The organism is Thermoanaerobacter sp. A7A (assembly GCF_000445185.1).
Classification (GTDB): domain Bacteria; phylum Bacillota; class Thermoanaerobacteria; order Thermoanaerobacterales; family Thermoanaerobacteraceae; genus Thermoanaerobacter.
In genome coordinates this window covers 1-24,645 of sequence record NZ_AVAF01000084.1, presented here as the reverse complement: position 1 = coordinate 24,645, position 24,645 = coordinate 1, and the positions used below count along the sequence as shown (strand labels likewise).

17 protein-coding genes and 1 pseudogene are annotated in these 24,645 nt (G+C 35.4%); 1 reads left to right on the top strand and 17 read right to left on the bottom strand.

The window, feature by feature from the left end:
- Positions 1 to 129 precede the first annotated feature (129 nt).
- From M663_RS0104900 to M663_RS0104860, 9 genes are all read right to left on the bottom strand, one after another.
- Entirely contained in the window at positions 130 to 1,617 is a 1,488-nt protein-coding gene (locus M663_RS0104900) for an S-layer homology domain-containing protein (protein ID WP_029688147.1), read from the bottom strand.
- Between the two features lie 22 nt (positions 1,618 to 1,639).
- Entirely contained in the window at positions 1,640 to 4,231 is a 2,592-nt protein-coding gene (locus M663_RS14560; RefSeq protein ID WP_273702636.1) for an S-layer homology domain-containing protein, read from the bottom strand.
- Entirely contained in the window at positions 4,228 to 9,525 is a 5,298-nt protein-coding gene (locus M663_RS0104890) for an IPT/TIG domain-containing protein (RefSeq protein WP_029688146.1), read from the bottom strand. Before M663_RS0104890 ends, M663_RS14560 begins: the two co-directional genes overlap by 4 nt.
- 300 nt (positions 9,526 to 9,825) lie before the next feature.
- On the bottom strand, positions 9,826 to 11,526 hold the full coding sequence (locus M663_RS0104885; protein ID WP_004399965.1) for a PEP/pyruvate-binding domain-containing protein: 1,701 nt from the start codon (positions 11,524 to 11,526) through the stop codon (positions 9,826 to 9,828).
- 122 nt (positions 11,527 to 11,648) lie between these two features.
- Positions 11,649 to 12,773, bottom strand: a complete 1,125-nt coding sequence (ald, locus tag M663_RS0104880) for an alanine dehydrogenase (RefSeq protein ID WP_029688145.1) — start codon at positions 12,771 to 12,773, stop codon at positions 11,649 to 11,651.
- A gap of 128 nt (positions 12,774 to 12,901) precedes the next feature.
- Entirely contained in the window at positions 12,902 to 13,264 is a 363-nt protein-coding gene (locus tag M663_RS0104875) for a PqqD family protein (RefSeq protein WP_003868968.1), read from the bottom strand.
- A 53-nt stretch (positions 13,265 to 13,317) separates the two neighbouring features.
- Positions 13,318 to 15,267, bottom strand: coding sequence for an oligopeptide transporter, OPT family (locus M663_RS0104870; RefSeq protein WP_003868967.1), 1,950 nt, complete (start codon positions 15,265 to 15,267; stop codon positions 13,318 to 13,320).
- 210 nt (positions 15,268 to 15,477) lie between these two features.
- A complete protein-coding gene (gene murA, locus M663_RS0104865) occupies positions 15,478 to 16,728 on the bottom strand; it encodes a UDP-N-acetylglucosamine 1-carboxyvinyltransferase (RefSeq protein ID WP_019907193.1) in 1,251 nt (416 codons plus the stop codon).
- 6 nt (positions 16,729 to 16,734) lie between these two features.
- The gene (locus tag M663_RS0104860; protein ID WP_004399968.1) at positions 16,735 to 17,484 is read right to left on the bottom strand and encodes a YwmB family TATA-box binding protein; all 750 of its coding nucleotides are present in this window, start codon (positions 17,482 to 17,484) and stop codon (positions 16,735 to 16,737) included.
- 361 nt (positions 17,485 to 17,845) lie between these two features.
- Here M663_RS0104860 and M663_RS0104855 point away from each other — a divergent pair, with 361 nt between their 5' ends.
- Positions 17,846 to 18,142 carry a hypothetical protein gene (locus M663_RS0104855; RefSeq protein WP_004399971.1) on the top strand — a complete coding sequence of 99 codons (297 nt, stop codon included), beginning with the start codon at positions 17,846 to 17,848 and terminating at the stop codon, positions 18,140 to 18,142.
- Between the two features lie 22 nt (positions 18,143 to 18,164).
- Here M663_RS0104855 and wecB read toward each other — a convergent pair whose 3' ends face one another.
- The 8 genes and pseudogenes from wecB to M663_RS0104815 form a co-directional block, all read right to left on the bottom strand.
- Positions 18,165 to 19,319, bottom strand: coding sequence for a UDP-N-acetylglucosamine 2-epimerase (non-hydrolyzing) (gene wecB, locus M663_RS0104850; protein ID WP_004399972.1), 1,155 nt, complete (start codon positions 19,317 to 19,319; stop codon positions 18,165 to 18,167).
- Positions 19,320 to 19,349: 30 nt separating this feature from the next.
- A complete protein-coding gene (locus tag M663_RS0104845) occupies positions 19,350 to 20,390 on the bottom strand; it encodes an MraY family glycosyltransferase (protein WP_003868962.1) in 1,041 nt (346 codons plus the stop codon).
- Positions 20,391 to 20,461: 71 nt separating this feature from the next.
- The gene (locus M663_RS0104840) at positions 20,462 to 20,902 is read right to left on the bottom strand and encodes a dCMP deaminase family protein (RefSeq protein ID WP_029688144.1); all 441 of its coding nucleotides are present in this window, start codon (positions 20,900 to 20,902) and stop codon (positions 20,462 to 20,464) included.
- Positions 20,903 to 20,919: 17 nt separating this feature from the next.
- Positions 20,920 to 21,552 carry a uracil phosphoribosyltransferase gene (gene upp, locus M663_RS0104835; protein WP_003867307.1) on the bottom strand — a complete coding sequence of 211 codons (633 nt, stop codon included), beginning with the start codon at positions 21,550 to 21,552 and terminating at the stop codon, positions 20,920 to 20,922.
- A 49-nt stretch (positions 21,553 to 21,601) separates the two neighbouring features.
- Positions 21,602 to 22,048: a ribose 5-phosphate isomerase B gene (rpiB, locus tag M663_RS0104830; protein WP_028986146.1), complete on the bottom strand. Its 447-nt coding sequence runs from the start codon at positions 22,046 to 22,048 to the stop codon at positions 21,602 to 21,604.
- A gap of 51 nt (positions 22,049 to 22,099) precedes the next feature.
- Positions 22,100 to 22,510: pseudogene (locus M663_RS0104825) on the bottom strand (low molecular weight protein arginine phosphatase); the annotation flags it as partial.
- Positions 22,507 to 23,571 (bottom strand): L-threonylcarbamoyladenylate synthase, encoded by a 1,065-nt coding sequence (locus M663_RS0104820; protein WP_029688143.1) that lies wholly within the window; start codon positions 23,569 to 23,571, stop codon positions 22,507 to 22,509. The gene M663_RS0104820 and the pseudogene M663_RS0104825, both read right to left, overlap by 4 nt.
- Positions 23,572 to 23,598: 27 nt before the next feature.
- The gene (locus tag M663_RS0104815; RefSeq protein WP_029688142.1) at positions 23,599 to 24,318 is read right to left on the bottom strand and encodes a ZIP family metal transporter; all 720 of its coding nucleotides are present in this window, start codon (positions 24,316 to 24,318) and stop codon (positions 23,599 to 23,601) included.
- Positions 24,319 to 24,645 lie beyond the last annotated feature (327 nt).

The window sequence follows — 24,645 nt, the reverse complement described above, 5'->3', positions numbered from 1 at the left end:
TCTATTTTTGCTTTATAAACTTTCTTACTTGAGTGCCGGGCTGCTTTGTCGCGAGTCGCATTACTTTACAAAATGCCAATCTTACAAAATAGTTTGTCTACAGTCTGAACAATAGACTTCTCCCTTGTCTTAATTATGATAATTTAATATCCTCATTACATAATCAAAAGTAAGGTCGTTCATCATAAAGTTTATCATCCTCGATATCATTGAAGCAGCTTCTTCTCTCGTAACATAGCCATCAGGGTTAAACCTGCCGTATTCATCACCAGATATAAGTCCTATCTCTCGTGCTACATAAACACTTCTTTTTGCCCACAATGGTATGGCATAGTCATCTAAAAAACTGGTATCAAAATTTCCTGAAGGTGCGAGGTTCTCAAGCCCCAAAGCTCTTATAAATATCACTGCCGCTTGAGCACGAGTAAGAGATTTAGAAGGACTAAATTGATTTGGCGCAGTACCTGAGATAAGCCCTATATCACTAGCCGCTTTTATATATCCATAATTCGGAGCAGTAGTAGATATATCAATAAAAGGTGAAATTTCTATAACATTTTTGTTTCTTGCTGAATAAAGTGTAGTTTTGGGCGGTTCATAAGGTTTTAAGCCAATTGCTTTTGATACTGCAACAGTAAAGTCTGAGCGCAATATGGGAAGTTTAGGACCAAAGTATTCTGAGTCATTAGGAAATACTTCCATACTCATCAATTTTTTAATATCCTCTTTTCCCCATGTTCCGTTTATGTCTTTAACCTGTGGGACCACCAATCTATCTTCGAATGGCACACCATCAAGTTTCAAACTTCCACTTCCTATGTTTCTTCCTATTTCATCGCCGTTATCATCTAGTTTTGGGAGATTATAAGAGTAATTCATCATGTCACCGCTATTTCGCCTTAAAAGATATCCACCCCTAAAACTTATATATTGAGGGTCATTTTCTACATATTCAATACTGGATTTATCAGTAAAAGATACATTTACATGAGCCTCTCCAACCCATTTTTTTACTTCTCCATTTGACCCCATAGTGCTTTCGATTAAATAATTTATTTGATGTGTGTCAGCACTTCCGTATTTATGAATAAATCCTACTGTTTTGTCATCTATAGTCACTTTTACAGTCCCTTTATTGCCATTGACCCTGTATAATTTTACGCCTGAATAGTTACCAGCATAGTAAGTTACACCAGGGTTTATGCTTTTTACTTCAGAGCCTGAGTATATATATCCATTATTTCTGTCTAAAGTGTAAGTATTCCCCCCTATTTTTATGTTTTCAGTATATGTCTTAAGAGTAGTCTGACTAATCACTTGGTTGTATTCAGGTTTCTTTGTTTCTTGGGTAACAAAAGTAAGGGAACGCGTGAGTTTGTCTCCTGAATCGGAAGCAAGGTCATACCTATAGGTTGTTGTAGTAGTATCACCTCTTACAGATTGATTAATTTTAAGAACACCACTAAATATAATAGGTTGTCCCGTTATAAATACAACTTCTTTGTATTCTTGCTCATTGGCAATACCACCTTCAAAACCTGCATCATTGGCAAAAACCTGAATAGGAAAAGGAATCAAAAGGGTGAATATTATAAATAACCCTATAATTTTTTTCATTGCAATTCCCCCAATGTTTTTCTTACTTCACCGTTACAATAACAGCAAATGATCCATTCCTTATAATATAAAGTGAATCTCCCGGATTTATAGAACTTATATTTACTGCCTGTCCATTTTTAACTATTACTGCTTTTGACACATCTATTGTGTCAAGAGAGGTATTCAAATTCCAAACCCCATTTAATTCATTCCAGTCATTTACATTATTTAGAGTCAACTTGGTACCGTCAATAAATGCAACATCAGCAGTAGACACTCTTTCTTGCCCCGTGGAATTCATAATGTTTATCGCAATAGCATTGTCTCCTTGTGATACTACATACACATGGGCAGAGGCGTATTTAGATTTTCCATATTTTACATCCAAAAGTTCTGTGTAGGGAATAACTTTTGAATCTTTATCTCTATTGTCAACTATATAAGTTTTATCTCCCACATAGAAAGTTTTTGTGCCTCCTACAATATTCCATTGATTGTTTTGTATAGCATAATAACCATATGCTTGATATGACCAACTTGTATATAAGTAATTGCCAATAGTAATAGAATTTGATGTTGCACTGTTTATAAAACCTTTTGCATAATAGTAATCCGGATATATATTATCAATTATTGTTATGAAATTAGCATACAAGCCCATATCAGTCTTAGAAAAAGATACATATAATTGTTTTTTCCCTGCAAGTAAAGTATAGGGTATTTTCATTCCCTCTTTTAAAATAATTGTGCCGTCGTTTACAGTTACTTTTCTCCCATCATTTAATGTAAGAATCATCGATTGAGTGTCAAAATTTGCAATGCCACTGTAACTCATTGTAAAACTTGGGGTTATGTTTATAAACGTAATCGAATCTGTTCCAAAGTGCTTCTCAACTGTAGCATATATTTGATTTCCTTTGTAATTTTTAAGGTCTTCTTTGCTGACCTCAAAGCCATTGTAATATATTTTAGCTTCATCTAAAGGATAATAAGCAAAATTATTTGCACTTTGCCATGTACCTTGATAATACTTTTCCACATTGTTTATTGAAATAGAATTGTTGGAAGCCAATAAACTTCCGAGATTTCCTCTTATGATATAGTAGACTTTGTGATATCCATTTTCTACTAATACCTTGATGGGTGCATTTGTATAAGGGTCATCAAAATACAAATTTACATAGTCTCCCTCTTTTATTGAAGACAAAGACACAGTATTTCCATCTTTTATGATAGGCACATCATAAGCAATAGAATAAAATTGTCCATTGTCTAATTTAATATTTATGCCATTATCTTGTTTATCTATAGCCATTATGCTTCCTGTTACTTGTCTTGAGCCTGTATCGATTTTCCCACTTCCCAAATCTTCATAATCAACATTTATTGCATAAGCCGTGTTACCATTAAGGTATACTGTGACAGTTTGGCCATATCGCAAATCTTTTATAGAAGCAGGATAATCATTTATATAGACTTTTGTATTAGGGTTATAAGAAAATACATATTCAAATCCTGATTCAGATGTAAGTGTTATGTTAGAAACTGATATGTCTTTTATCTCTCCGTACAAAGTGCTCTGAAATACAGGGTTTTTTTCAACAAATATCACATATTGACCGTTTATATAAAAATTCACATTATCCCCTTTTTCAATAGAATCAGAAAAAGAAGGAACTCCATTGCTAATAGTCAAAAAATCTGAATTATGAACTATTCCTTTTGAAGAATATGTTCGTTGAACCACAATATACTCATTTTGCCCTTTATTATTGAGAAGAACAAAAGTTTTCTTTATACTATTTTTCCCAGCAACCTCTTCGTAAAGTATATCCTGCACTGTAGCATTTATTATTGAATAGCCCATTAAATTATACCCTAAGTTAAAAGCTCTACTCAAAACTGACGCCATCTGCTCTCTGGTTATGTTGTCTTTAGGTCCAAATTTACTATCATTGTAACCTGTCATTATTCCACTTTTTAAAACTGCTTCAATATATGGCATATAATCAGTATTAAAACTTTTAGCATCAGAAAAGGCATAAACTTTTTGTAAATCTTTTCCGTAAATCGGCGCAAGATTCAATCCTTTTGCTATCCAATAAGCAACTTCCTCTCTTGTTGCATTTGCTGTAAAATCCAAAGCCATATCCTCTTTCCTCAAAAGATTATTTTTCGCTGCCACATCAATTATTCCTTGTGCCCATGAATCTACTTTGGGACCTGATTGAGAAGAAGCATTATTTTGCCCAGTCTGATTAGAATTAGCAGTAGGAGGGTTACTCCCCCCTACTGCAGTAGAGGAGGATATAGGTGTTTTTTGTACTTGTTCTTCCAGTCCCATTAGTCTTACAATATATGCTATTGCCTCTTCTCTTTTTAAATAGCTTTTAGGATAAAATTTTTGACTTCCTCCACCTCTAATAACTGAAAGAGCAGTCATTTTCATTATGTCATTTTTAGCAAAACTATCTTTTATATCTTTGAAGGACATATTGTAATAGATGCTTTGCGCGTTGTCCGTACCGTAATATACAGGATTGTCCGAAGCATAAGTATAAACACTATTTAAAAAAAGAGAATTATTGTAAGGAAAATTGTAAATATCTTTTTCAACTTTCTCACTCCTCAATAAATAACAGCTAACCTGCCTGGATAAGATATATCACCTAATACATTATTCGATGCGCTATCTACCATCATATTTGATATACCATTATTGTTTATTGACAGCCCCGTAGCTGGTACACTACTCATGTAAGCCGTTATATACATGAGCTTTGAAAAGCTTATATTTTTGTTGCCAAGCCTATTTTTGTCAACATTTAATGCTACATTCACTTTGTTGTAAAAATATGGATAACTGCTTGTTTTATCGCCGTCAATTTTTTCGTAAGTCATGTCATAAATGTCAGATAATATCTTATACCCTTTTGGCATATTTCTTGATATTTCGTCATAAGTCTTATCCGATAGCTTATTTATTGTTATTCTGTCATAATCTCCTGATAGGTAGAGGCTGTTAAGGGTAAATTTTATATTAAATCCAGGCATTATAACCCATATAGTGGTAAAAGTCTTATTTTTATATTTAGATAGTATGTTTATAACCCATTTGCTTATATTTTTATATTGGTTGCCTGTCAAATCAATTTTATAAGTAGTCGTATTTAAAATATCATCTCCTAATGTAATGACCAGCGAGCCGTTTGCTGTTGCATAAGTAGTGTCATTTTTTACTCCTGTAACAGAAGTGTCATATTTGCTGTTAGAAGAAGTATCAGTAGTAGCATAAGTGTATACAAAATCACTGGGGCCCAAATCATTTACAGCTCTCATGGCAAAGGAGTAAGTAGTATTTGGCAAAAGATTTGTCACGTAATACTCCAATTTATCTGTTGCAGCGATGAATTTGTAATCTGCCGAATTAGCTGTCTTACCATAGATTTCATAGTATTTTGCTCCTTTTGCCTCTGACCAATGTAAATATAATGTATGGTCGTTACCGGCTATTGATTCGGCCCAAAAGCCTACTGGATTATCCGGTACTGTTTGCACATAGGTAAAACCTTGAGGCAAAACAGCATTTGCATAATCGGGATTTCTCACAATTACATCTACTTTTCCCTCTGCATGCCCTGGGGTTGTCACGACAATCGTGTTATAACTTTTCACAATTACATTATAAGCTTCCGCATCTCCAAAAAACACCCTTGCTCCTTGTCTAAAGTCATTACCTGTTATGGTTACTGTTTCTCCTCCTTTTGTAGACCCTGTATTAGGAGTAATAGAAGTTATCTTCGGGTTGGACTCTGTAGCGATATACATAAATGCTTCCTTTAAAGTATAACTTCCTCCGTCATCAATATTAAACACTGTCACATCCGCAAGACGGTCTAAGTCTTTCTGCGGGTCTGCGGCAGGAGTGATTACAGTAATAGTATCAGAGGTATTCGCAACTACTTTCGCTTCATAAGCATCAAAATACACTTTAACTTTTTCTCTAAAGTCTTGTCCTTTGATAGTTACATAAGTGCCCCCATTAATACTGCCTTTATTGGGAGTTATAGAGGTTATCAAAGGATGTGAGTTTGGAGATACATACTCTATTTTAAATACAGCAGTTCCTCCATCTGGATTTACTACCTTTAATTCCTTCATGCCTATTTTGTCCACCGGAGGAGCAGTAAATTTTATCATTGTACTGTCTACAACTTTTACATCATGCACTTTAGTTCCATCAATATAAACAGAAGAACCCGGTACTACTAATTTGTCGTTATCATATACAGGAACTGCAAAATCACTTCCTATGATAATACTATAAGTTCCTCCAGCCTTATCAAACTTTGGAGGTATAACTTCTTTAATCTGAGGTTTCGATTGAATATAAGTATATCCATTGTCAATGTACCCAAGCCCTGCATCATAGTTTACAACAGTTACTCTGACTTTTCCAGGCACGTTAGGAGGTGTAATAACTTTTAAAGTTCCATAATCAATATAAGTAACCTTCTCCGCTTTGACATTTCCAAAATACACTTCGGGGCCTATTGGATTGCCGTTTTCATCTTTTAGTATATTTCCATTTTCGTCTTTAGAAATTCTAAAGTCTTGACCATATATGGTCACTTCTTGTCCTCCATAAGTAGAGCCGCTATTAGGTTCTATCTTTGTAATGACAGGCTGGCTGTTGGGCACAACATATGTAAACCCGCTTTCCCCCTCATGAAGTCCATAAGTGTAATTGCCACCATCATAGTTTACAACAGTTACATAAGTTTTACCTGGAACTCCTGGAGGAGTAGTAGCAGTTATCGTCTTTCCATCAGGACTTACAGTTACGTTTGTGGCTTTGTTGCCTCCTATAAATACTTCTGCACCCCTTCTAAAATCACTTCCTTCAATCAAGATAGAAGTACCACCCTTTACTGTACCAAAGTTCGGATATACAGAAGTTATTATTGGGCTACTTTCTGGTACAAGGAAATGAAACTTTTCGGGAGCCACAGCTTGAGCAGTATCAGGATTTACAACTTTTATATCGTAAAGGCCAGAGTACCTCATGTCAGGTATTATTCCTGTAATTGTCGTGTCATTTATTACATACACATTTTCAAGAACAGTATCTCCTATATAAGCTTTTGCTCCTTCGCTATCCCCAGCTTTCAGTGAAAAGTCGCTTCCAAAAATGTATATAAGCGTCCCTTTGCCGCCGTAATTAGGAACAACTTTAGTTATCTGGGGCTTTGTCTCAATCAAAAGATACTCAAATCCATCTACTAATGTCGCTGTACCGCCATCAGAAGGATTTACAACTTGAACTATTTTTTTGCCCAATGTCCCCGGTGGAGTAGTCGCATCTATTTCAGTATTGCCACTTAAGACTTTTGTGACGGTTGCCTGCACTCCATCTATTGTAACTATGCTTCCCTTTTCAAAGTTGCTTCCCATGATTTTGATAGGTGTGCCACCTTTTGTAGGACCTTTACTAGGGTCAACGGAGGTAATAGTCGGATTCTTTTGAGTATCTTTTATCTCAAAAGCATTTTGCAAAGTCACACTTCCGCCTACAGTACCACTTATGCCATCGTAATTTTGAATTGTCACGTCTTGCCATCCAACTGTATAAGGCACTTGTGTTTCAGGTACTATAGCTTTAATCTTTGTACCAATGTTAAGTTTCTTTCCATCTATTATATTGCCATCTTTGTCTTCAACAGAAATTACTTTTAATTGAATATTTCCAATTCTTACATCAGGATATTTAGGCATATACACCCCATCTATGACTGTCTGCCCTACATAAAAATCACTACCTGTTATTGTAATAAAGTTACCACCATATTTTGAACCAAAATTTGTAAAAATATTGCTTATAGAAGGAGCAGTATAGTAATAATAGCCTTTTGAGTAAATTGCAAAGCCTCTATTGGCATCCGCATCCTTATTTACAACTTTCACGTCTACATAACCCAAAGCAGTAGATGGTGGCGAAATAACTGTAAGCACTGACTTATTGTCTCCACCAGTTGTTAAATCTTTAACAGTGGCTAATTTATCCCCAAAGTACACTTTTACACCTGGCCTTATATCAAATCCCTGAATAATCACTGTATCTCCACCGGCATGGCTTCCCGAACTGGGTGATATGCTTAAAATTTGGGGATTTGAAGGCAATGGATTGTAAGTAAATTTTGTAGGTGGAGAACTCTGTTCAGAGTAGCGCATGACTACATTTCCATTAGCATCTTTTATAGTCGTTTCCACTGTAACAACCACATCTACTGGCATATCTTGTCCAGGGGGATTAAGTGTCACACTAGGAGACAACACATTCAAAGTTTGTTGTCCTGTTCCAGGATTGAATATGCTTTTTATCTGGGCTTTGTTACCGCCAAAAGTGGCATAAAGTTTTCTTTCTCTGGAACCTTCTACTAAATTTCCTGTTGCAGGGTCTTTGTAAGTGTAATTTGTATTGGTATAAGTTATCTCTGTGTTGTCAGAATTAGCAGTGTAAATGGACGGGTCATCGCTTCTTTGAAAATTAAATCCCCATAGTGTTACATCTGTGTTTCCGTTTTCATATCCGTGGTCGGGATTCATATCAACAACTACCATAGTATCTTCAACAGCAAGGTAGAAAAATCCATTTTGTTTGGTTACAGTATACCCTGTAATAGGGTCAACTAAACTCACATCCACAGGACCGGACTTACTGTAAGGAGGCGTAGTAACTTGTATAGCACGCTGATTTGCTGTAAGGCCAGGCAAAGTGATGCTTTGTACACTTTTTGCTACAACCCCACCGAATTTTACTATTAAATCTTCTCTCAAATTTTGTCCTACAATTATAACTTTTGTTCCTCCTGATACAGAACCTGCATTTGGAGTAATATTATCTATAGTAATTACAGCAGGTGTAGGTATTATTTTTAAAGCATTCACAAGAGTAGCAGTAGAACCGTCAGCTGCGACAATATCAATATTTTGATACTCAAGTGTCGTATCTTTAGGAGCAGGAACCTTTACAGTCATTTCAGTATCGCTTACTATATTTACATCTGAAGAATTTACAAGATTCGCTCCTACATACACTTTAAATCCGCTACCAAGAGTGGAAAAACCATGACCATATATAGTAATTGTATCTCCTACAATGACAGTATACTGAGATAATCCTGTTATATCTTGATTTACAGCATAAATATTCGTTTGCACTGTATTAGAACGCCCACGGTATATATTTGTGACATTTACAGTGTATAAAGTTGTAGGGTCTATGTTAATGTTTTGAGGAATAGTCGTAATAAGCACAGAACCGCTTTGCGAAACAACTGAAGCTGTTTCTCCGTTGATCTGAGCTAATCCTATGTCATTTAAATAACTTCCTTCCATTCTTATATATGACTTTGTAGTTCTGCTTATAATATTGCCATTGGAATCTTTGACAAGTGTAATAAAGTTATCAAGAGCTACTTTTGAAATATATGGGTTATTTATATATGTAAAGCCATTAAATATAGCTGCACTCTGTCCGTCACTTCGCTGAACTATTATAGTATAAGGAGTATCTGGGCTAAGACCAATTTTAGACGCTGGGGGAACTTTTGCATAAATTGTATTTTCATTTGCACTTAGTATTGTGAGCTTATTGGAATCTATGGGTGAATCAATGTAAACTGCACTGACAGAAGAGACCACATTGCCATTTGTGTCGTATGTAACAAAACCGCTTCCTGTAATTTTTATGTCAGTGTATTGGTCAACAGGACCTTTAGCAGGAGATGCCATTGTCCCATCTAATCTCAAAGAAGCTACCGATGTTATATTTGGAGAATATGCTCCATATGCTTTCGACATATTTCCCGGGAAAAGTGACAATATCATGCTTACAGCAATAGCCAATGACAAAAATCTCTTCATTCGACATGCTCCTCTCAGATTTATGAATAAATGGTAAAATGTTCTATGTGAAACAATTCTCAAAAACCCCTCTAACCTTATTTATCGGCATTTTAAAGGCTAAACTTTAGCAAAAACAAAAAAATAGCTGCTTTAAAGCAGCCTATATTGGGTTGGGGGTGCAGAATATATTAAATTTTATGGGGAAAAGGGGAATCATTCTTACAGTTTAAATTATATTACATTATTTTGGTACTTTAAATAGGACTTAAGTCTCATTTTTTGTTATTTTTATATCTTTTTATACATAAAGCGACTTTTTTATTTTTCTTGTGCTATCACATATCCTATCATTTTATCTCCATCTAAATAGGCGTCGAACCGTCCTTCAAAAATTTTTACTCCTGTGTCGATATATGCCCCTTTTTTAAACCATTCTTCGTTAAAAATGTTATTTTCATATCCATCAAAAACTGGCATATACAAAATATTGTCTACATCTAAATCAGCAAAAAAGTGTGTACCATAAGAAAGTTCCGGCATAAAATCGCCATTTTTTATTCCAAGTTCTACAATCATAGCGGCATTAGATATCTCGTTGTATATAACAGGTACCCCTAAATAGGGATTGGAGGACCCCCATCTTCCCGGACCTACAAGAATGTATTTGTCTCCTATACTTTTATTGAGTCTACCTATTATTCTCGCAATTTCATGTTTATCTTTATATTGGCTATAAACTTCATGGTCTACGTATACTATATATCTTATGTTTTTCAAGATGCCATTTGTAAGCATCCTATCCCCTTTCAACAAGACACATTTTTTTTCAATATCCTTAGGAATGTGGACTTTTCTGAAACTTTCGTAAGAACTCAATGGTCGTGTTTGAAGAAGATAAAATTCGCCTTTTTTTAAGTCATAAGTGAATTCAATATCAACCGCCATTTCCATCTCTTCTTCGAGATACTTAAATAGTTTAGAAATTATATTAAAAAATCCTTTATGCCTTCTGGGAAAATTTTCAAATGTAAAGATATATTTATTAGAGGCATCACTGCTATTTAGCATATTTATGTCAAAAATCGCATTTTCTCTTTTTGAATATATTTGAGCAATATCACCTATTTTTTCATGATAAGCTAAAAATTGAGGTGTTTCATTGATGTTATAAGTATCTACTTCTCCTGTGATTAAATTTAATACATCAAAAGCTTCTTGTGAATTTTTGGCAATTTCTTTAGGATTATTTCCTTCGGGCCTTAGTCTCAAATTAGTAAGAGAAAAAATTCTCGCATATCCTCTACCTGTACACTTTGTCCCTAAGCCAAAAACTAATCTCACAACTCCATCTTCTATTTTAATTCTGTCAGTCCACCGTCTGTAGTTTCGAGAGAAGCCTACTCCAGAAACCTCTGGATAAAAGTACATGCCTTTTTGTGAACCTATCAGTTGTTGCACAATTACCCCCATTAATTCTTTTTGATCAGGAGCATGTTTTCTCCTATATGCGACAGCATCTGGGCCATATACGCTTACATAAATCTCTTTAATAGCTTTTTCTAATTGTTTAAGCCTTTCTCTATCTGTACCTTTGTTAGGAATAAAAGTGGTATAATACTTGCCAGCGAAAGAATATTTTACATTATCTTCTAATAAAGAAGAAGACCTCACAGCTAAAGGATAATACATTTTATTTAAAATCTCTGTCAGCATTTTTTTATATTCTGGAGGAAATTTAGCTTCTCTAAATCTCATTTCTACTTCCTCATAAGGAGTATCTTCCGTTATATCATTCAAATTATTATAATCTAAAAACATTTGATAATAATCAGTAGCTATAAAAAAGCTTTCAGGTATTTTTACACTTTGCTTAAAAACATCGTTATATTTTTCTAATACTTCTTCTGCAAAACAAAGTCCCGAAGCTTTCCCTCCAATATGCCCTTCTCCAAAAATTCTCTCATTATTTTTTTTATTCAAGCGAGGATCATAATCTTTATATAATAAAGTCCCAGCCATTTTTTCACCGCCTATTGAGATTTTAACTTTACACAAATTATAACATGAGATTTTTTAGTAAACAACAAAAAACCTCCCACAAAATTTCTTTGTGAGAGGTAGATATTTTCATTCAGAAAATCTTACTCTTTATCTAAAGCTTCAACAGGATCGACATACTCTAAACCTTGAGCATCTGCAACAGGTTTGTATGTTACCATTCCTTTATAAACATTTAATCCTTTTAATAAAGCTTTATTCTCAAGTAGAGCCTTCTTATATCCTTTATTTGCTATTTCTAAAGCATAAGGCAATGTTACGTTAGTTAAAGCAAAAGTAGAGGTTCTCGGAACAGCTCCTGGAATGTTAGGCACAGAATAATGTACTACTCCATGTTTTATAAAGTACGGGTCTTTGTGAGAAGTCGTTCTATCACAGGTCTCTATACAACCACCTTGGTCTATTGCAACATCCACTATTACTGCACCTTTCTTCATCGTCTTTACCATTTCTTCTGTCACAAGCTTTGGTGCTTTTGCTCCAGGTATCAAAACTGCTCCTATCAACAAGTCAGCTTTTTTCACACTCTGAGCAATATTAAAACTATTTGACATCAAAGTTGTAACTCGTCCTCCAAATATGTCATCAAGATATGCAAGTCTTGCAGGATTTACATCCAATATTGTAACTCTTGCTCCCATCCCCACAGCTACCTTGGCTGCATTTGTACCTACTGTTCCCCCACCTATTATTACCACTTCTGCTGGCTCTACTCCTGGGACTCCCCCCATTACAATTCCTCTTCCTTCATTTATGTTGGTGAGAAGATAAGCTCCTATTGTCACCGACATCCTTCCAGCTACTTCGCTCATGGGAGTTAAGAGAGGAAGAGCTCCATTATCTAGTTGTACTGTCTCATAAGCAATCCCTACCACTTTTTTCCTCAATAGAGCTTCTGTTTGTTGTTTATCAGGAGCTAAATGAAGATAAGTAAAAAGAACCTGTTCTTCTTTGAAATAGTCATATTCGCTTGGCTGCGGTTCTTTTACTTTCATTATCATATCTGCTACATCAAATACTTCTTTTGCAGTAGAAAGTATTTTAGCGCCAGCCTTTGCATATTCTTCATCAGTTATGCCACTTCCTATTCCTGCATCTTTTTCAATGTATACTTCATGGCCATTTTTGACAAATGCCTCTACTCCCGCAGGAGTAATAGCCACACGAGCTTCTGCAGTTTTTATCTCTTTGGGAACGCCAATTTTCATATTCTATCTCCCCTTTATCAATCTTTTGCCAAAACCTTTTCAATATATTAATTCTACAAAAATACTAAAAATCCTTCAACAAAAAATAGAAATCATAAAAATTTTTAAGCAAACAACATACTATCTTTTTATTTAGAATGTCCACTCCTTGAAAAATATATCCATCCTCTTCTGTTAAGATATCTTATAAACATTATCAACCTTTCATAAAGAGGCTCAACTTCATCTCCAAATTTTTCTTTTAGTTTTTGCCCTATTTCATAAACATTCCTCTCACCATCTATTAAATTCCATACAGCACTTCCTATTTCATCTAACTCTAAAGTAGTGGTCTTTGGCCTTTTAACAAAAAGCCTCACTGTTTTTTCAATCAATTTGTTATGATGAAATATAAACACTACTTTTCCTTTCCTATTTTCCCATTCTACCTTGTCACTACGATGAGGTACATAAAGCAAGAAATTGTCGCTCTTTTTTCCTTTGCTTTTCATCTCTTCCACCCTTTACAATCAACACTCCCACTTTAGATGGGAGTGTTGATTTTTTAAGCCTCTTCTTTATCATTCTTACAAGTGTATAAATATAGGAACAATCCAACTAACAAGAACATTATTAATGAAAACCACGGTGCAAACGATGAGGTATTTGTAATCCAATTAGAAGCAAAATCTATATTTATCTTTAAAGCCACAAAAGCAGCAATAATAAGTCCCATTAAGGCATCTCCAGCAACAAGTCCTGAGGCAATGAGAATACCTTTTTCCACTTTTTCTTTTTGCAATTTTTCGTTTTTCCTGTAACGTTGATCAACTATCCATCTTATTATACCACCAACTGCAATAGCGGCACTTAATTCAAAAGGCAAATAAAGTCCTAATGCAAATGGCAGTACAGGAACGTGCATCATCTCCGCCATTATCCCCATAAAAACACCTGCTATTATAAAGGTCCAAGGCAAGTCACCTGTCATAATGCCCTTTACAACCATTGACATGATGGTAGCTTGAGGTGCTGGAATATCTTTTGAGCCGAAACCGTAGGCATTATTTAAAAGTATTAAAATTAATCCAGCAAATACTGAGGCGGCTATTATACCAACATAGGTAAATATCTCAACATATTTGGGAGTTCCACCTATAATAAAAGTAGTCTTCAGAGATTGTGCATTTGCTCCAGCTATAGCAGTAGCAACACATACTATACCCCCAATGGTAATAGCTATTACCATCCCTTCGTTTCCAACAACCCCAATAAGTTTCAAAGCAGATGTTACAATGAGCAATGTAGCTATTGTCATACCAGACACAGGATTGTTAGAAACTCCTACCAGTCCTGTAATTCTTGCGGATACAACTGCAAAGAAGAAGGCAAACAATATTGCTAACAAACTTCCTAAGGCAGTAACACCAAGAGAAGGTGCTAACCATGCTACAAAAAATACAAAGGCCGCTCCAAATATTACCCACGTTAAGGAAACATCAATATCTGTCCTTTTAACATCTTTGCCTTTCATTCCTAACCCTACCATTGATTCTCTAAAAGCTTTTACTATCGTAGGAAGAGCTTTTATTAAACTTATGAAACCTCCTGCTAAAACGCCACCTGCACCTATATACCTAATATATTTACTCCATATGGCACCCGCAGACATATCTTTAATAAGGTCCGTAGCAGGGTATACTGGGGTGGTAAGTCCTGCCCCAAAGAATTTTATAAGAGGTATTAACCCTAACCAAGCAAGAACACTACCAGCCAACATGTAAAGTGCTACATCCAAACCAACAATAAAGCCAACACCCATTAAAGAAGCAAGTACATTTACACCTACTTCCGTACTTTCAAACCTCTTTATAACCCAAGAAGGGTTTTCTGACCATATTCCAAAGCCACCAGATAAAAGCTTGTAAATTCCACCTACTAACATGCCTGATAAAACTGTCATAAAGCCTGTTCCACCCTGATTGCTGGTCACAAGTACTTCAGCAGCAGCCATTCCTTCAGGATAGATAAGTTTGCCATGTTCTTCAACTGTCAAATATCTTCTTAAAGGAATTACAAATAAAGCACCTAAAAGTCCACCTACTAAAACGACAAAAACAATTCTAATTAAAGTAAATTGGTCCTCGAATCCCCACAAAATAATAGCAGGAAGAGTAAATATGATGCCACCCGCCAGGCTTTCACCTGTTGCAGCAATAGCCATCACCAAGTTTGACTCTAATATGCTATCTCGCTTAAAAACACCTTTTAATAAAGCCGTTGCTAATACTGCAGCCGGGATAGCAGCACTAATTGTCATACCAGCTTTTAAACCTAAGTAGGCATTTGCAGCAGCAAAAAGTATAGCAAATAAGCTGCCAACTATGACTGCCACAGCTGTAAGTTCTGGAAGTGCTTTATCTGCCGGTATAAAGGGAATATATTCACTACCATGCACTCCACCGTAAGCATCATGAGACAATTTTCTCTTTTCTGAACCTTGTGCTTTGGCCATTTTAATCCTCCTATTCAAAATGATTTTGAACAAAATTTAACAAATTTTGTCCTTTTATGTCATCCCCCCCTCTATTTGTGTTTAATTAAACATTTACATTTAAAAACTATACACAATTTATACTACACTATATTATTCTTCAAAATATAAAAAAATCCTTCTATTTCTTAAAAATTTTTTGTATACAAAAAAGACGCCAATATGACGCCTCTATTTCCTATATATTATTGCTCCAAGATTTTTTAACTTTTCTTCCATTTTTACATAACCTCTGTCAATATGATAAATATCATTTATTTCAGTTTTACCTTCTGCAATAAGTCCAGCCAATACTAAGGCTGCTCCCGCTCTTAAATCCGTTGCTTTAACTTCTGCACCTGTCAAATGATCTACTCCTGTAACAACAGCACTTCTTCCTTCTATCTTTATATTTGCCCCCATACGCTTTAGCTCATCCACATGCATAAATCTATTTTCAAAAACTGTTTCTATTATAACGCTTGTCCCTTTTGCCACTGTCATCATAGCCATCATTTGAGCTTGCATATCTGTAGGAAAGCCTGGATAAGGAAGAGTTTTTATGTCCACCGCTTTATAATTTTTAATTCCTTTGACTCGCAGTCCTTTAGGTTCTTCTGTTATCTTAATTCCGCATTCTGTTAATTTCGCAATTATAGACCTGACGTGATCCACTATGACATTTTCTATAAGAACATTTCCTCCAGTCATTGCAGCTGCTACCATAAAGGTCCCCGCTTCAATTCTATCTGGTATGACAGTATGCTCAGCCCCTTTTAGCTCTTTTACTCCTTCAATTCTTATTGTATCTGTACCAGCACCCTTAATATTCGCTCCCATCTTGTTGAGAAAATTGGCAAGGTCAACAATTTCCGGCTCTTCCGCAGCATTTTCTATTATAGTAACTCCTTCTGCAAAAACTGCCGCCATCATGATGTTTTCTGTAGCCCCAACACTTGGAAAATCTAAATAAATTTTTTTGCCTGTCAATTTTTTAGCTCGTGCTTCTACATAACCATGTCCTATAGTAATATCTGCTCCCAAAGTTTGAAATCCTTTCAAATGCAAATCTATTGGGCGAGAACCAATAGCACACCCACCTGGCATAGAAATTTTAGCATGCCCAAGCCTAGCAAGTATAGGTCCCATCACCAAAAACGATGCTCTCATTTTTTTTACTAAATCATAGGGGGCTTCTATATCTTTAATATCTACTTTTACTTTTAATTTCTCATTCTCAAAGTCACATATAGCACCAAAATGCTTAATTAACTCTATCATGACATTAACATCTTCTAAAGTAGGTATGTCGTCTAGCACTATTTCTCCTGATGATAATAAAGAAGCGGCAATTATAGGTAATACAGAATTTTTAGCTCCACTTATTTTTACACTTCCTTTAAGGGGTGGACTTTTTTCAACAATAAATTTCGTTTTTATCACCCTCTTTTAATATTCTATAGCTATAATAGGTGTTGCAACCCACAAATAAGTCTTATCATCAAAAGAACTATATCTTATTGCTACGTTTAAATTTATTTTTTCACTTCCTAATTTAATATATTCTTTTAATTTGCTCGAATAAGCAGAAACACTTATTATGTTTTCATCTTCCATTCCTTCTACTTTTTGTGCATGTAATTTGTCAAGTACTAATTTAACTATACTACTATTTTTTTCTTTATTCAACTTACCTTTAAAAGTTCCGACAAAACATACTGTTACCTTAGGTTTTAGCTTGAATATTTTAAAAGTATTATTTATAAGTGCCTTCTCTTTTAAAGCATTGTCATAACCGTTAATAAGATATTCGTCTATTAACATATAAGTTTCGCTCTTTGAACCATTTTTTAAACTTTGAACTGCTATGTTTATATGTCTAGTGTTTTCCGTATATTCCACTTCCACTTGTCTAAAATTGTTTTCTTCAATGCGAGATATTTTGGTTTTTTGCTTATTGATATTCATGTTTTTTATCGCTATTTCGACATATTCATTTATTTTGTAAAAAGATGTAAAATCATTGTTAATCTTTGCCCATGCGTTTATATTTGCATATTCATATTTTGCACCCGTATTTAAGAAAGTCCTCTTTACAAGTTCTACATTATCATCAAAAGAAAGAAAAGCTTGTCTTTGGACACTCAATGAAAATAAAACCGTAAAAATTATTATTCCTATAGTTATCTTTTTAACCATACCTCATACCTCCGCATATACTTTTTTAAAAAGAACAGGCGGTAAAATATCAGCGAATCCACAAGGGGGAGAATGGATCCGCCGATTTTTACCGCCCTTCTATTTTTAATTATTAACGGAAATAACAAGATTTATTCATCAATCTAAAAAATTTCATTATTTACATAATAGGAAAAACGGACATCTATTAGAAATAATTAGATAAAAAGAGAATAAGTCAGAAAAGGTCAGATATGTGTAGATAAATTTTCCTGGTGAACTTTTTTAGTCAAATAAGGTCAAAAATCAAATTTGTTTTATAATTTTTATAAAGTAAAATTATAAGTGGAAGGAAAAATCTCTCAAAAAGGAGGTGTAGTATATGTTCTGGGTAACACTTATTGTAGTAGGACTTATATCTAGTCTTGTATTTCATCCTTTGTTCAATTCCAAAGCTGGAGAATCTTACGGCGAAAAGCTAAATAAAATCTACGGAACATACTGGGCAGCACTAGTTGCACATCTAATAGGAGCATGGCTTGGCGGCGCTTATCTTGGCAAATGGGGCTGGATAGTCGCTGATTACAACGTAATAGGTGGATTCATTGGAGCAATAGTAATTGGTTTTTTGTGGTACCTAATCGCTAAAAGTCAAACAAAAGCAGAAGCTAATAAATAAAATAAATTCATAAAAGCGGGGTTTACTCCCCGCTTTTATATTCCTCTGGCTTTGTGTCACTCAAGTTAAACGCATATTTTATCGCCTGAATTATTCTCAAAGAGGCTTTACCATCACCATAGGGATTTACCGCATTAGCCATTTTATCATATTCTTCCTTGTTTTCAAGAAGCAATGTTCCTTCATTGTATACAACTTCCTGTTCTGTTCCAATTACTTTTACTGTCCCTGCTTCAACAGCCTCCGGTCTTTCTGTAACATCTCTCAAAACAAGCACGGGTTTGCCCAGAGAAGGTACTTCTTCCTGTAAGCCCCCCGAATCAGTCATCACCATATGGCATTTTGCCATGAGATTGTGCATTTCGTCTGTATCAAGAGGGTCCAAAAGAAGCACATTGCCAAGTTCCCCCAACATGCTAAATACAGTTTCTCTCACTACAGGGTTTTTATGGACAGGATATACTATATAAACATCCTTGTAATTTTGAGCAATCCTTTTGAGGGCATTGCATATATTTTCAAGAGGTTTACCCCAATTTTCTCTTCTATGAGCTGTAACTACAATAACTTTTTTATCATTGTAATCAATTTGGTTGAGCCGTTCATCCCTAAAAACATAATCTTCCTTTACAGTATATGCCATTGCATCTATGACAGTATTGCCTGTAACAAAAATACTTTCTTCACTTACTCCTTCTTTTAAAAGATTCAATTTTGCCCTGCTTGTAGGAGCAAAGTGTAAATCTGTCAAAACTCCTGTAAGCTTTCTGTTTATCTCTTCGGGATATGGAAACCATTTGTTAAAAGACCTCAGCCCTGCTTCTACATGTCCCACCTTAATTTTGTGATAAAAAGCTGCTAATGCAGCAGCAAAAGTTGTTGTAGTATCTCCGTGTACAAGTACAAGGTCCGGCTTTTCGCTATTAAAGACTCTTTCCAGCCCTATAAGGGCAGAAGTAGTAATTTCAGATAATGTCTGTTTTTCTTTCATGATGTTCAAATCATAATGCGGAGTAATATTAAAAAGCCTCAGCACCTGATCGAGCATCTCCCGGTGCTGGGCTGTAACGCAAACTTTTGATTCAAAATCTTTTTCTCTTTCCAAAGCTTTAATAAGAGGTGCCATTTTAATAGCTTCAGGTCTTGTCCCAAAAACAGATATAATTTTTAATGTCATAATTTTACACTCCTTAATATGTTGCAATTATCAACGAGCTTGTGTACCTTTTTTTTGCCTTTCTAAAAGCTCAAGTTTATCTGCACCCCACATTACAAGCAAAATTGAAATTAAAAGGATTATCAGTCCTTTTAATTCGCTACTGAAAGATATCAATATAGCACTTATTCCTAGCAACAGACTTACGCCGTACATTATAAGCACAGCCTGTTTTTGTGTAAGGCCTTTTTCTAAAAGCCTGTGGTGCAAATGTCCTTTATCTGCTTCCATAATTGGTTTGCCGTTTATTAATCTTCTAATAATTGCAAAGGCTGTGTCAAATATCGGAACTCCTAAGGCAAGAATTGGCACTGCAATGGCGATTGCCGCTGCTGATTTTACTGCTCCTTGTATGGATATAGCTGCCAGCACAAATCCTAAAAACATAGACCCTGTATCTCCCATAAAAATTTTTGCAGGATTAAAATTGTAAGGCAAAAAACCTAAAGCAGCACCAGCAATAGCGATTGAAATAACAGCGGTTGCAAATCTGCCATTTAAAAGAGAGACTATAAAAAGAGAACCCGATGATATGACTGCTATTCCTGCTGCCAGTCCATCAAGGCCATCGATGAGATTCATAGTATTTGTAATCCCTACTACCCAAAAAAGCGTAAGAGGAATGGCTACCCAGCTTTTCAGATATATCATTCCATCTCCCAAAGGATTAGAAAGCCAATCTATTCTCACACCACTTATTATTAGTACTACGGCTGCTACAACTTGTCCTAAAAGTTTAATTTTTGCACTAAGACTGTACTTATCGTCAAACAATCCCAAGACTGCAATTATTGTGGCTCCTAAGACTATACCAATGGTTTCAGAAGTTTTGGGCAAAAAGAGTAATATGCTTATTATCGTACCAGAAAATATAGCTAATCCACCTAATCTGGGTATAGGTTTTGTATGGATGCGTCTTTCTTCATCAGGTATATCAATGGCTCCAATCGCAAAAGCCAATTTTTTCGCTATGGGAGTAGCAATAAGTGACACTATAAATGCCACAATAAAAGATAGGAGGTATACCTTCATTTTTTAACACTCCTTGAGAGTTTTTCACTCTATCTTATTCATTTGATTTAATATACACCACTATTATTTTATCACTCAATTTTTACTAAGTCAACATTTGCTTCTTTTAGAAGCTTAAAAGCTAACTCATCGGGGTACTCCTCTTCATATACAATCCGCTTAACTCCTGCATTGATTAGCATTTTAGCGCATATAACACAGGGGCTAGCGCTTACATATAAAGTAGCCCCCTTGGTACTTACTCCATGCAATGCTGCTTGTATAATCGCATTTTGCTCTGCATGTACTCCTCTGCAAAGTTCTGGCCTTTCTCCCGACGGTATTCCTAATTGCTCCCTCAAACAGCCTGTCTCTTCACAATGGGCAAGCCCTGTAGGAGGACCATTATATCCTGTTGAAATTATGTGTTTGTCCACCACCAAAATAGCCCCTACTTGTCTTCTAAGACAAGTAGAGCGAGTTTTTACAACATCTACAATTTGCATAAAATATTCATCCCATGAGGGTCTCATTTGTACATCCCTCGCTATCACTTTGTGCCGAAAAGCCTATCTCCTGCATCTCCTAAACCCGGTACAATATAACCATGTTCATTTAAACCTTGGTCTATGCTGGCTACGTAAATTGGAACCTCTGGATGGTCTCTGTGAACTGCCTCAATCCCTTCTGGAGCAGCTATTAAATTCACCAATTTTATATTTTGTGCGCCTCTTTCTTTGAGAAAATGTATAGCAGCACAAGCAGAACCTCCTGTCGCAAGCATAGGGTCTACCACAATGAGGTCTCTTTCTGCTATGTCGGAAGGCAGTTTACAGTAATATTCTACAGGTTTTAAAGTTTCAGGGTCCCTGTAAATTCCTATATGTCCTACTTTAGCAGCTGGAATGAGTTTTAACATTCCATCCACCATTCCTAATCCTGCCCTTAATATAGGGATTATTCCTAATTTTTTCCCTGCAATCACTTTTGTCTTTGCCACTGCCACTGGAGTTTTTACCTCTATCTCTTCAAGAGGCAAATCCCTTGTTACCTCATATGCCATAAGCATAGCAATTTCTTCTACTAATTCTCTAAATTCTTTAGAACCTGTATTTTCATCTCTTATAAGGCTTATTTTATGTTGAATAAGTGGATGGTCAATGACAAATACATTTTTATACATTTTTTACCTCCTGTAAGTTTAAAATTTCTTTTCTAATCACAAATTAATATCATTTGCTATACTTTTTCTCAATTTCCGCTATTTTGTCAATCCTTCTCTGATGACGTCCTCCTTGGAAAGTTGCATTTAACCATTCTTCCACCATCATCACAGCAAGTCCTGGTCCTGTAATGCGTCCTCCCAAGCACAAAATATTAGCATTGTTGTGTTCCTTAGCGGCTTTTGCTGAAAAAACATCTTCTGCATGAGCAGCTCTAATTCCTGGTACTTTATTTGCCGCTATTGACATACCAATGCCTGTCCCACAGACTAAAATTCCTTCGCTGCACTCATGGGATGCAACAGCCTCTGCTACTTTGAGGGCATAATCTGGATAATCGACAGATTCTGTACTAAAAGTTCCAAAATCTTTATAGGCTATTCCTTTTTCATCTAAATACTTTTTTATAGCTTCTTTAAGTTCATAGCCACCATGGTCAGCTCCTAATGCAATCACCATTTTACCCTTCCTTTCTTGTGAAATTTTTGTTATGATCTTTGAAATTAAATCCTCTAACTCTCGAGCTGTCTCTCTATACACCTCTATAGGCATGCCGTAAGGGTCCTCAACCTCTCCCTCTAGCCCTACAAATTCTTTTATAGTAAAAACTTTATTGGAATATTCTGGGTACTTAGAAAGTATGCTCTGTTTATGAGAATTCGACATAGCTAAAATTAAATCAGCCTCTTCTAAATCTTGACGTCTTAAACTTTTTGACCTGTGGTTTGAAATATCTATATTATAATCCTGTTTTAATACTTCTATTGCTTCTTGTGAAGCTGGAAAACCTTCTGGAGCAAATACTCCAGCAGATTTTGCTTCAAAGTCCTTACCGAAAGCTTTCGCTTTGTCATTAAAAAGTCCCTCTGCCATAGGGCTTCTACAGGTATTCCCAGTGCACACAAATAATACTTTCATGGCAATTCTCCTTCAGCACTTATTTCTTTATAACCGGCAGCTTTTTCTAATCTATTCATAATAGCAAGTCCAATTTTGTCATATTCAAAACTTTCAGCAAAAATGACATCTACTCCCTTTTTGTCAAATTGTCGTAAAACTGCAAAAAGATTCTTCGCTATCGTCTCTGGTCTATTTCTATCCCCTACGACAATAATTTCTCCTTTTTCATATTGTGTCGAAGTTTGTACCGTTGCCATTATACCAACTTTTTTACCATATTTCAATTGTTCTTCTGTCAATTCTTGAATTTTTTTTACAACTTTCTCAAGGTCTCCTGTCACTATATAGACCTCCGCGTTAGGAGAATAATGCTTGTACTTCATGCCAGGGGACTTAGGCTTTAAATCTTCCTTTGGCTTTTTTAAAAGTGAAGGATCCACTTCAACATTTCCTATCACTTCTTTAAGCATTTCCAAAGTAACTGCTCCCGGTCTTAAAATGACCGGCACCTTTTCTGTCAAATCCAAAACAGTAGATTCTACGCCAACATCACATTTTCCTCCATCTATTATTACATCTACTTTTCCATACAAATCTTCAATAACGTGAGAAGCATCAGTAGGACTAGGCTTACCTGAAACATTAGCGCTGGGAGCAGATATAGGTACTTCTGCCCTTTTGATTAAAAGATGAGCAATCGGATTTGAAGGCATCCTTATAGCTACAGTATCCATGCCAGCCGTATTAACATAGGGTACTTTTTCTGATTTTTTAAAAATAAGTGTTAAAGGGCCTGGCCAAAATTTCTTCATAAGAGTTTTAGCTTTTTGAGGTACATCTTCGACAAGGTCATAAATCTGCTCTAGTTCTGCGATATGAACAATAAGAGGGTTATCTTGAGGCCTTCCCTTTGCTATAAATATTTTTTTTACAGCCTCTTCATTAAAAGAATTAGCTCCAATTCCATAAACTGTCTCTGTAGGAAAAGCTACAAGGCCTCCTCCTTTTATCACTTTTGCTGCAAAATCAATAAGCTCAATTTCTGGATCATTTTTATTAATGCGTACTATTTTTGTCATTTAAGGCACTCCTTGCATAAACAAAACTTACAAATACTTTGTTATTATTATACCACCTATAAAACCTAATATCATCCCCAAAATAGAAATTTTCCCTTTGTAAATATTTCTGGCCTCAGGAATTACATCGCCACAGGTTACATAAAGCATTGCTCCTCCTGCTATACCCAAATTTAATCCAATAAAATAAGGGGATATACCACCCGTCAAAACTCCAATTAAAGCCCCTATTCCTGTAGGAATCCCAGCTAATACGGTGTATATTACATTTTTATAAGGAGGTATGCCGCCTGCAGAAAATGGCGTTGCCATTGCTAAACCCTCAGGAAAATCGTGCAAAGTAATAACCAACGCGATGTTAATACCTAATGACTGAGATACCATAAAGCCAGAGCCCACCGCAAGTCCTTCAGGAAAATTATGTAAAGCAATTGCAATTCCTAATAATACACCTTCTTTTATGAAACCTCCAGTAATATCCATATTTTCTATTATCATATCAAAAAAAGAAATCAAAATAGCTCCTATTAATATCCCAATTGTTCCCAATGTAAGACCTGCTATATCAAAAGCATGAGGCAAAAGGTCAAAAACAACAATAGAAAGCATTAAACCTGCAGCAGTGCCCATAATTCCACTAAAAAATCTAGCAGAAGGGTTTTTGAAAAAATATGTAGCTGCTCCCCCCAGCCCTGTGCCAATCACTCCAACCAAAGAGCCTATTATCATAGCATTGAAGGCAGACATAAAAACATCCCCTAAATTTTTAAATCTACTTTAAATGTATTAAATCGTTATTGAAGTTATGCTAAGCACAAAAAAATTCGCTCGAAGGTAGGAGGACCATCGAGCGAATAAAGCGTCCTCTATAGAGGACAGCTGGGGGGCAATGTTAAATTGTATGTATTTTGTCACATACTGCTATTTCTTAGTTTAACTTAATAAAGTGTTTTTTTATAATTATAATTTATAACGATTATTTAGTCAAGCACAAAAATTTAAATTATACCTATATTTTTTGATAATACACACTTCATATACTTTTAAGGAATAAAAAATAACAGGTTTCCCTGT